This window comes from Nostoc sp. (assembly GCF_036917515.1).
Taxonomy (GTDB): domain Bacteria; phylum Cyanobacteriota; class Cyanobacteriia; order Cyanobacteriales; family Nostocaceae; genus Nostoc.
This window is the reverse complement of record NZ_JBALDE010000159.1, coordinates 48,598-57,893: the sequence shown is the minus strand read 5'-3', so window position 1 is coordinate 57,893 and position 9,296 is coordinate 48,598. Positions and strand designations below refer to the sequence as shown.

Here is a 9,296-nt window from a genome sequence, read left to right as displayed (position 1 = left end):
TTTTTCTTACGTGAGCTGATTCTCGTTTATGGTATCGCTTTCTTACACCCCTATTCGTGTATTAGTGGTTTATCCACAGAGGTGCAAGATATAAGATGATTAACTCAACCATCATTGATACTGATATTCTAATTGATGTAGGTCGCGGTGTTCTCAAAGCAGTAAAATGTTTGCAAAATCTAAAAGCTAGTTCTGGCATAGCAATTAGCATAATCACACAAATGGAACTAATGGTTGGTTGTGCTAACAAAGCAGAGCTACAAACACTAGAAAATTTCCTTAAGCAGTTTTACATCATTAAGATTGACCAAGCTGTATCTGACACAGCAGTTGATTTATTGCGGTCTTATCGGCTCAGTCATGATTTAGTCATTCCTGATAGTTTTATTGCAGCTACAGCAATAGTGGGAAATTACCCGTTTATCACAAAAAACCAACGCGATTACAGATTTATTCAAGGTTTAAACCTATTGCCATATCCATAATACTTAGAATGTCTAACACTGTACTATAAAGGACAGATGGCAGATCGACAAATACGTAATAATGATTAAGATTAGGATAGATTAAGTCACACCAGACTTAACTCCTAACTCAGTACGGGCTATGCCCCGCTACGCTAATAATATTAAAAATATGGAACTATATTTAATTCGTCATGGCATCGCCGAAGACAAGGGATTAGGCATCAAGGATGAGGAGCGCAGCCTTACCAAAGAAGGAAGGCAAAAAACCGAAAAAGTTGCTCATAAACTTGTTAAATTAGGTTTAAACTTTGATTTAATTCTCACCAGTCCCTTAGTGCGTGCCCGCCAAACGGCTGAAATCCTGATAGCAGAAAAACTAAGCTCCCAGTTAGAGGAATCTAGCCACCTCGCCCACGACGGTCAAATTTCTAGTTGGTTAAAAGATTGGTTAGAACCAAGAAATTATTCCCAAAATACCCAACTGGCGCTCGTTGGACACGAACCTGATTTGACCAAATGGGCAGAAATTCTCCTGTGGGGTACCGAACTTCTGATCGGCGGAAGCCGCCGCTCAGAGTTCTCGGAAGTCAAAGCAAGCTTAGTCTTGAAAAAAGCAGGTATGATTGGGATAAAACTACCAGAAACAGGTTCTGCTCTGGGTCGGAGTCAGATATTTTGGTTGACACCACCCGAGTACCTGCTATAACAGTTTTTCAACGTTTTTGATTGTTGTTAGAACTGCTACTGTTATGGCGACAATAAATTTCTGGTAATGTTACCTTCAGCAGATATTTCAAAAAGCAAATGGTGTTGCCATGATGGTGTGCGAATACAAGCCTGGTTTAGAAGGCATTCCCGCCGCTCAATCAAGTATCAGCTATGTTGATGGGCAAAAGGGAATATTAGAATATCGTGGCATTCGGATTGAAGAACTAGCAGAAAAAAGTACATTCCTAGAAACTGCTTATCTCTTAATCTGGGGCAAACTTCCAAGCAAAGAAGAACTGGAAACATTTGAGCATGAAGTTCGTTACCATCGGCGGATAAAATACCGCATTCGGGACATGATGAAATGCTTTCCAGAAAGTGGTCATCCAATGGATGCCTTGCAAGCCTCCGCTGCTGCTTTAGGCTTGTTTTATTCGCTCCGCGATTTACATAATCCTGTCTACATTCGAGATTCAGTGGTGCGCCTGATAGCAACCATTCCTACAATGGTGGCGGCGTTCCAACTGATGCGAAAAGGCAACGATCCGGTACGTCCCCGTGATGACTTAGACTACTCCGCCAACTTTTTATACATGCTCAATGAGCAAGAACCTGATCCTCTGATGGCGCGGATTTTTGATATCTGCTTGATACTTCAGGTCGAGCATACAATGAATGCTTCCACTTTCAGTGCCAGGGTGACAGCTTCCACCTTGACCGATCCTTACGCTGTGGTTGCTAGTGCTGTAGGAACCTTGGGCGGGCCTCTGCATGGTGGAGCCAATGAAGAAGTAATTCAGATGTTGGAAAAAATTGGCTCTGTAGAAAATGTCCGTCCCTACATAGAAGACTGTCTGCAAAGTAAATCTAAGATTATGGGCTTTGGACATCGTGTCTATAAGGTAAAAGACCCACGAGCCATAATTTTACAAGGACTAGCAGAGCAATTGTTTGAAAAGTTTGGCCACGATAAGTTCTATGACATTGCTCAAGAAATGGAACGTGTGGTAGAGGAAAAACTTGGTAGCAAGGGGATTTATCCGAATATTGACTTTTACTCCGGTCTGGTGTATAGAAAAATGGGGATTCCCACAGACTTGTTTACGCCAATATTTGCGATCGCCCGCGTTGCCGGTTGGCTAGCCCACTGGAAAGAACAACTAGCAGAAAACCGGATTTTCCGTCCTACACAGGTTTACAGCGGTCATCACGAAGTTACTTATACCCCCATTGACCAACGGTAAATGGGCATGGGGCATTGGGCTTTGGGCATGGTTATTCCCCTTGTCCCCCCATCCCCCTTATCCCCGCATCTCCTCAATAGCCAATCTCAATGCCAACCATAAGTAGAAGTTCTCATCTCGCTTCAGGGTGCTCAAACCATGCAACGATATACTAGGCATGGGAATTGGCAACAAATCTTCAATCGGGCGTCATCACAGTAAAAATTAAAAATGGGTGAATTTACAGGTATTAATTTAACTAATAGTTGTAACTCACCATGACTCGATGTCTTAAAGAGCACCAAATATGAATTCAGGAATTGACCTCCAAGGAACTTTTATTGAATCCCTCCGGGATTTAGGTATACCAGCAGGAACAGCCAAAGCGATTTGGATGCCGCTACCAATGATACTGATGCTGATTGGGGCGACAGTGGGAGTATTAGTTGCTACTTGGCTAGAACGGAAAATTTCTGCCTCCGCACAGCAGCGAATTGGGCCAGAATACCAAGGGCCTTTTGGGTTGCTAGTACCTGTAGCGGATGGTCTGAAGCTAGTATTTAAAGAAGATATTGTACCAGCCAAGTCTGACCCCTGGCTATTTACCCTCGGCCCCATTATTGTTGTAATTCCGGTGTTTCTGTCGTTCCTGATTGTGCCCTTTGGACAGAATATCGTAATTAGCAATGTGGGCATGGGCGTATTCTTGTGGATTGCCTTGTCAAGCATTCAACCCATTGGCTTGCTAATGGCTGGCTATGCATCTAATAACAAATACTCCCTCTTAGGAGGCTTGCGGGCAGCCGCGCAATCTATTAGTTATGAAATTCCTTTAGCGCTGGCGGTATTAGCGATCGCTATGATGTCTAACAGCCTTGACACAGTTGATATTGTCAATCAACAGTCTGGCTACGGCATTCTGGGCTGGAACATTTGGCGACAACCAATCGGTTTTGTGATCTTTTGGATAGCTGCCCTCGCTGAATGTGAACGATTACCCTTTGACTTACCGGAAGCGGAAGAAGAAATCGTTGCCGGCTATCAGACTGAATACTCAGGTATGAAATTCGGTCTGTTCTATCTGGGTTCTTACGTTAACTTGATCCTTTCTTCTCTATTAGTAGCAATTCTCTACCTGGGTGGTTGGGACTTTCCCCTTCCCCTCAACCTGATCGCTGGTTGGCTGGGAGTGAGTGAAATAAATCCCGTGTTCCAGATAGTAACTGCGGCTTTGGGTATCACCATGACCGTGTTCAAAGCATATTTACTAGTGTTTGTCGCCATCCTATTGCGCTGGACAGTGCCACGGGTAAGGATTGACCAACTGTTAGATTTAGGATGGAAGTTTTTGTTGCCAGTTGGTTTAGTTAATCTGCTATTAACCGCCGCCCTGAAACTAGCCTTTCCCTTCGCTTTTGGTGGTTAGTCAATAGTCATTAGTTTTAGCATACACAGATGACTAATGACAAAAGACATAGGACAAAGGACAAGGGACAAATAAGGCTGATAGCTTGAAAAGAGAGAGTGAAACACAATGCTAAAGTTTCTAAAACAAGTTGGTGATTACGCCAAAGAAACGGTACAAGCTGCGCGTTACATTGGTCAGGGACTTTCTGTCACCTTCGACCACATGCGGCGGCGTCCAATTACTGTACAGTACCCTTACGAGAAACTAATTCCTGGCGAACGGTTTCGCGGTAGGATTCACTTTGAATTTGATAAGTGCATCGCTTGCGAAGTTTGCGTTCGCGTTTGTCCAATTAACCTGCCTGTAGTAGATTGGGAATTCGACAAAGCCAGCAAAAAGAAAAAACTCAACCACTACAGCATTGACTTTGGAGTTTGTATCTTTTGCGGTAATTGTGTGGAATTTTGCCCAACTAACTGTCTATCTATGACAGAAGAGTATGAGCTTTCCACTTACGATCGCCATGAATTGAACTACGACAACGTAGCGTTAGGTCGTCTGCCCTATAAGGTAACAGATGATTCAATGGTTACACCACTGCGCGAACTAGTTTATCTACCCAAAGGCGTCCTCGAACCACATGGATTGCCCGCAGATGCGCCGCGTGCGGGTACGCGTCCAGAAGACCTGGTAGAACAAACAGAAAAATAAATGTCATTTGTCCTTTGTTATTTGACCAATGACTAATGACCAATGACTCTTCGGGTGACGCTCCTGCGTCGCTAACGCTACGCTAACGCCAGTTGCTCATGGGGGAAACCCCCAAGACCGCACTGGCTCACCAATGACCAATGATTAAGGACAAAAAACAGTGAATCTAGCAGAAGGAGTACAGCTTGTATCGCTTGGCATACTGGGCGTGATGATGATTGGGGCGGCCATTGGTGTGGTGCTGTTCTCCAGCATCGTCTATTCTGCCTTTTTGCTGGGGGGCGTGTTCATCAGCATAGCGGGAATGTACCTATTGCTAAATGCTGATTTTGTTGCAGCTGCACAAATACTAATTTACGTTGGGGCGGTTAATGTGCTGATTTTGTTTGCCATTATGTTGGTGAACAAGCGGCAGAATTTTGTAGCATTTCCTAACTCTTGGGTGCGAAAAGCACTTACGGGTGTAGTTAGTGTAGGATTGTTTGGTCTTTTAAGTACGATGGTACTGGCTACTCCTTGGGCCTACTCAACTGCTTCTGTGGCAAGTGGTAAAAGTTCTATAGTTTTAATTGGAGAACATTTTTTCACTGACTTTTTACTGCCTTTTGAACTAGCTTCCATTTTGCTGCTGATAGCAATGGTAGGAGCAATTATTTTGGCACGCCGCGAGTATTTGCCAGACCTATTGACACCATCCCAACTGGGGCAAACTGTTTTGACTTTGCAAGAACGCCCTAGAGAACTAGTATCAACAACCAGTGAAACAAAAGAGTAATATTTGCGACCTTAGTCGCAGATAAACAGGGAGGATTTTTCAGGAGGGATACCCAGATTCATGCAACTCCAGTACTTTTTATTACTAGCAGCAGCTTTATTCTGCATCGGCATCTACGGTTTAATCACTAGCCGCAACGCTGTGCGGGTGCTGATGTCAATTGAATTACTGCTCAATGCTGTTAATCTGAATTTAATGGCATTTTCCAATTTCCTCGACTCAACATTAATTAAGGGTCAGGTTTTCACAGTATTTGTGATTACCGTGGCCGCAGCCGAGGCGGCGGTGGGTTTAGCGATTGTGCTTGCGATTTATCGCAACCGCGATACCGTCGATATGGAGCAGTTTAATCTCCTGAAGTGGTAATTGTGCGTGCAACTCAAGCAGGTAATCATTGCTTATAAAGCGCGGGATGCCCGGAGTAAACAATGGGCAGAAATCTGTGCTAAACAACTAGAAAGTCGCGAGTGCCAGGTGTTGATGGGGCCTAGCGGACCAAAAGACAACCCTTATCCAGTCTTTTTGGCTTCGGCGGGTCAACCAATCGATCTCGCTTTGGTACTTGGTGGCGATGGTACTGTTTTAACTGGTGCCAGACATTTAGCCCCAGCTGGTATCCCAATTCTGGGAGTGAATGTGGGAGGTCATCTGGGGTTTTTAACTGAGTCAGTGGAAGAGTTTCAGGATACGGAGAAAGTTTGGGATCGGCTGTTTGAGGATCGCTATGCTATCCAACGACGGATGATGTTACAAGCTGCGGTGTATGAAGGTCATGGATCTAATTTGGAACCAGTGAGCGAACGTTACCTGGCTTTGAATGAATTTTGTGTCAAACCCGCCTCCGCTGACCGAATGATTACCTCAATTCTAGAAATGGAAATCGATGGTGAGGTAGTCGATCAATACGTTGGGGATGGGTTGATTATTTCTACTCCCACAGGTTCTACAGGTTATACTGTTTCTGCTAATGGGCCAATTATGCATGATGGTATGGAGGCAATTACCATCACTCCTATTTGTGCAATGAGCCTTTCTAGTCGTCCCCTGGTTTTACCCCCTGGTTCTGTGGTGAGTATTTGGCCTTTGGGGGATTACGATTTGAGTACCAAGCTGTGGACAGATGGAGTTTTGGGAACTTCAATTTGGCCGGGACACCGCGTTGATGTGCGGATGGCAGATTGTCGAGCTAAATTTATTATTTTGCGCGAGAACAATTCCTACTATCAGACGCTGCGGGAGAAGTTGCTTTGGGCAGGTACAAGGGTTCATTACAGCAATAATCACCGTAATTAATTAAGTCCTGTTAGAGTGCATTTACCACAGATTGCGATCACCTACTATCGCTACGCGATCATAACCAAAATTACTCAAGCCCTTGGATTCATCTGGGGGCTTTCTACTTAGGAGGAGAAACCTATACATATTCCTCTTCTGTCACTCTCCGAAAACATTTACCATTTCTAAATTCTAGAGCTGTTGTATAACAAGCAATCGCGCGATTCTTTTCTAAAAACAAATACAAGACCCATTTTTTTCTAATAGCATAGCTTGTATTGATTGTCTCATGAGGCTTGAGCGCGATCGCCCTCCCGGAAAGTGACAAAAGAGGGATATAGCCGTAGTCAGATATGTTAGGACAGTGTTGATTGCTCAAGCCTTGAATTAACTGGATTTCCACTTTCAGCCGAGGTACTAAGTACTCAGCACTTTGCTATAAATGTATTGGCTCTTTAAAGTTTAGTGTAAAATCTTGCCTCATCTCAATTCAGTCCCAGTTCTTCCTTCAACGCCTCCGGTACATTAACTGCTGTTTCTAATCCCCGCACACCTTCCCACTGCTGCTTTTTACCCCAAATCATCTCTTGTAGATTGGCGTCGCTAAGGTCTGCACCACCCAGAATGGCGTAACTGAGGTTGCTATGGCTGAGATCCGCACCGTTGAGGATAGCACCACTGAGGTTACTGCCACTGAGGTTAGCACTGTTAAGGTTGGCATAGCTGAAGTCTGTGCCAAACAAGATGGCGTCGCTAAGATCAGCACCACTAAGGTCGGCGTCGTTGAGAATCACGCCGCTGAGGTCAGCTTCGTTGAGAATTACCCGACTCAGGTCTACACCGCTGAGGTCGGCACCTAAGAACATTGCACCGTTAAGTCTGGCATTGTTAAGTTTGGCACCGTTAAGTTTGGCATAGCTGAGGTCTGCGGCAACAAGGATAGCATCGCTGAGGTTGGTACTGAAAAGAATTGTGTCACTGAGATTAGTACCGTTAAGGATGGCGTGACTCAAATCAGCACCACTGAGGTCGGCGCGGCAAAGGTCGGCATGGCTAAGGCTGACGCTACTAAGATTGGCTTCACTCAGATTTGCACCGAAAAGGATGGCGTTACTTAGGTCAGCATGGCTGAGGTTAGTGCTGCTAAGGTCAGCGCGGTTGAGGTCGGCGCGGCTAAGGTCGGCGCGGCTAAGGTTAGTATTGCTAAGGTCAGCGCGGTTGAGGTCGGCGCGGCTAAGGTTGGCACAGCTAAGGTTAGCACCGCTGAGGTTGGTGCTACTGAGGTCGGTACCGCTGAGGTTGGCACCGCTGAGGTTGGCACCGCTGAGGTTAGCATCGCCGAGGTTGGTACCGCTAAGATTAGCACCACTGAAGTTTACGCCAGTTAAGTTGGCATCGCCGAGATAAGCTTGACTGAGGTCAGCACCACTAAAATCTGTTCCGGTGAGGTTGGCATCGCCGAGGTAAGCATTGCGAAAGTTACCGCCTTTGAGGAATTGTCCAACTATACTGCTAAAGTTACCAATTTCCAGGGCATCGCAATAATTGATAATCCGTAGCAGTTGGGATGTGAAAAAATTGTCTGTGTCCGGTTGGGCAGATGGATAGAAGGTGATTTTTTGTTTGAGTTCATCTTGCCCTTGGGCGTAACGGTGTAACTCTAATAGTAAAATCAGTACATTCAGCCCTGTATATATGTCTACCTGTCTCAACCCGATCGCAATATTTTCTGCCGCTAGCTTTAACTTTGTTTTCTGAGGCAGGTTATCATCTGGTGTCTCATCGATAAATTCTCCCTGACACCAGCGACGATAAAAATCTTCTAGCCGCCAAAAAAGCAATTCTGGGCGATTTTTTTGACTAGTCACAACCAATTCCATTAGTTGGTTAACTGTTTCAGATTTCAGGGCAGTATTGCCCAATAAATCATAAATCTCTTCATGCATCTGGCGATCGCATACTCTAAAGCAAAACCCAGGGGGTAAAGTTCTCAATGTGCGATCGTCTATCTGATAAGTCAAACCGTTTTTTGGTATTGTCCATTTTTCTAAGCTTTTTTGCAGTTTTGGAGAGTATAAATATTCCTGCAAATTATCTTGAGCCAATTTAGCGCTTTTGTCTGGTTCTTTAATATTTTTTCTTAGAGGTAAAACTGCTTCAGTTTCTAGCGATATGGTCTTTGGCATCTCTTGTAACCTTGTACCCCTCACATAATTTCTCAGCAGCTGCCAGACTTGAGATAAATATGTTGACATTTCTGTTTCCGTTGTTACATTTAAATAACTGTTTTTGATAATTCTGAATTAAAAACTTTTCTATGCTAGTTTGCTTTGCATTCCCAACAATTAATAGTATAAATAAATACTATAGTAAAAAAATCATGAGTTGGCGATGTTTATGGCGGGTTACTTGTGATGAATTTGTTAACGGTGTTCCTGGATGGCGGCTTCTCACTCACCTGTTGTAGCCTTAAGCTTCTTCTCATTATGTAAACAAAGTATTAACTGAAAAATTCTTTCAACAATAAAGTAATTTTATTGTTGGGCTAGTTTGTTATACTTTTTTTCCACGAAATTTACTAGTCTGATGTAAAAATCATACTTACTATTTGTTGGAGATGCAATTGTTAGGAAAAATCCTACACTAAAACAGCACAACAAAGCTTAAAAATAGCAACTAAAATTAAACTTGATTTGTTGCCTAATATAAAGCAGCTAAGAGAGAGAATC

General features: G+C 43.9%; 10 protein-coding genes. 8 read left to right on the top strand and 2 right to left on the bottom strand.

The features are described from left to right. Positions 1 to 95: 95 nt before the first annotated feature. The 8 genes from V7K89_RS20855 to V7K89_RS20820 all read left to right on the top strand — a co-directional run bounded on the left by V7K89_RS20855 (position 96) and on the right by V7K89_RS20820 (position 6,585). A complete protein-coding gene (locus V7K89_RS20855) occupies positions 96 to 485 on the top strand; it encodes a type II toxin-antitoxin system VapC family toxin (RefSeq protein ID WP_335190463.1) in 390 nt (129 codons plus the stop codon). Between the two features lie 151 nt (positions 486 to 636). Continuing rightward, positions 637 to 1,173, top strand: coding sequence for a phosphohistidine phosphatase SixA (gene sixA / locus V7K89_RS20850; protein WP_335190461.1), 537 nt, complete (start codon positions 637 to 639; stop codon positions 1,171 to 1,173). A gap of 109 nt (positions 1,174 to 1,282) precedes the next feature. After that, positions 1,283 to 2,419 carry a citrate synthase gene (locus V7K89_RS20845; RefSeq protein WP_335190458.1) on the top strand — a complete coding sequence of 379 codons (1,137 nt, stop codon included), beginning with the start codon at positions 1,283 to 1,285 and terminating at the stop codon, positions 2,417 to 2,419. 286 nt (positions 2,420 to 2,705) lie between these two features. Beyond that, positions 2,706 to 3,824 carry an NADH-quinone oxidoreductase subunit NuoH gene (gene nuoH, locus V7K89_RS20840; RefSeq protein WP_335190456.1) on the top strand — a complete coding sequence of 373 codons (1,119 nt, stop codon included), beginning with the start codon at positions 2,706 to 2,708 and terminating at the stop codon, positions 3,822 to 3,824. A gap of 108 nt (positions 3,825 to 3,932) precedes the next feature. Then, complete coding sequence (gene ndhI / locus V7K89_RS20835) at positions 3,933 to 4,517, top strand: NAD(P)H-quinone oxidoreductase subunit I (RefSeq protein ID WP_335190454.1); 585 nt, start codon at positions 3,933 to 3,935, stop codon at positions 4,515 to 4,517. Between the two features lie 160 nt (positions 4,518 to 4,677). Then, the gene (locus V7K89_RS20830; RefSeq protein ID WP_335190450.1) at positions 4,678 to 5,292 is read left to right on the top strand and encodes an NADH-quinone oxidoreductase subunit J; all 615 of its coding nucleotides are present in this window, start codon (positions 4,678 to 4,680) and stop codon (positions 5,290 to 5,292) included. A 60-nt stretch (positions 5,293 to 5,352) separates the two neighbouring features. Further along, positions 5,353 to 5,658 carry an NADH-quinone oxidoreductase subunit NuoK gene (nuoK, locus tag V7K89_RS20825; protein WP_006199065.1) on the top strand — a complete coding sequence of 102 codons (306 nt, stop codon included), beginning with the start codon at positions 5,353 to 5,355 and terminating at the stop codon, positions 5,656 to 5,658. Between the two features lie 6 nt (positions 5,659 to 5,664). Beyond that, positions 5,665 to 6,585 (top strand): NAD(+) kinase, encoded by a 921-nt coding sequence (locus tag V7K89_RS20820; protein WP_335190448.1) that lies wholly within the window; start codon positions 5,665 to 5,667, stop codon positions 6,583 to 6,585. A 121-nt stretch (positions 6,586 to 6,706) separates the two neighbouring features. On the opposite strand, the gene V7K89_RS20815 is transcribed toward V7K89_RS20820, so the two are convergent. Both V7K89_RS20815 and V7K89_RS20810 read right to left on the bottom strand, forming a co-directional pair. Then, positions 6,707 to 6,970: a hypothetical protein gene (locus tag V7K89_RS20815; protein ID WP_335190446.1), complete on the bottom strand. Its 264-nt coding sequence runs from the start codon at positions 6,968 to 6,970 to the stop codon at positions 6,707 to 6,709. 82 nt (positions 6,971 to 7,052) lie between these two features. Next, on the bottom strand, positions 7,053 to 8,822 hold the full coding sequence (locus V7K89_RS20810; RefSeq protein WP_335190444.1) for a pentapeptide repeat-containing protein: 1,770 nt from the start codon (positions 8,820 to 8,822) through the stop codon (positions 7,053 to 7,055). Between the last annotated feature and the right edge of the window lie 474 nt (positions 8,823 to 9,296).

What these genes read in the sequence shown, in the direction of transcription:
- V7K89_RS20810 (WP_335190444.1), bottom strand. Translation starts at nt 8,822, where the DNA reads ATGTCAACATATTTATCTCAAGTCTGGCAGCTGCTGAGAAATTATGTG.
- nuoH (WP_335190456.1), top strand. Translation starts at nt 2,706, where the DNA reads ATGAATTCAGGAATTGACCTCCAAGGAACTTTTATTGAATCCCTCCGG.
- ndhI (WP_335190454.1), top strand. Translation starts at nt 3,933, where the DNA reads ATGCTAAAGTTTCTAAAACAAGTTGGTGATTACGCCAAAGAAACGGTA.
- V7K89_RS20855 (WP_335190463.1), top strand. Translation starts at nt 96, where the DNA reads ATGATTAACTCAACCATCATTGATACTGATATTCTAATTGATGTAGGT.
- sixA (WP_335190461.1), top strand. Translation starts at nt 637, where the DNA reads ATGGAACTATATTTAATTCGTCATGGCATCGCCGAAGACAAGGGATTA.
- V7K89_RS20845 (WP_335190458.1), top strand. Translation starts at nt 1,283, where the DNA reads ATGATGGTGTGCGAATACAAGCCTGGTTTAGAAGGCATTCCCGCCGCT.
- nuoK (WP_006199065.1), top strand. Translation starts at nt 5,353, where the DNA reads ATGCAACTCCAGTACTTTTTATTACTAGCAGCAGCTTTATTCTGCATC.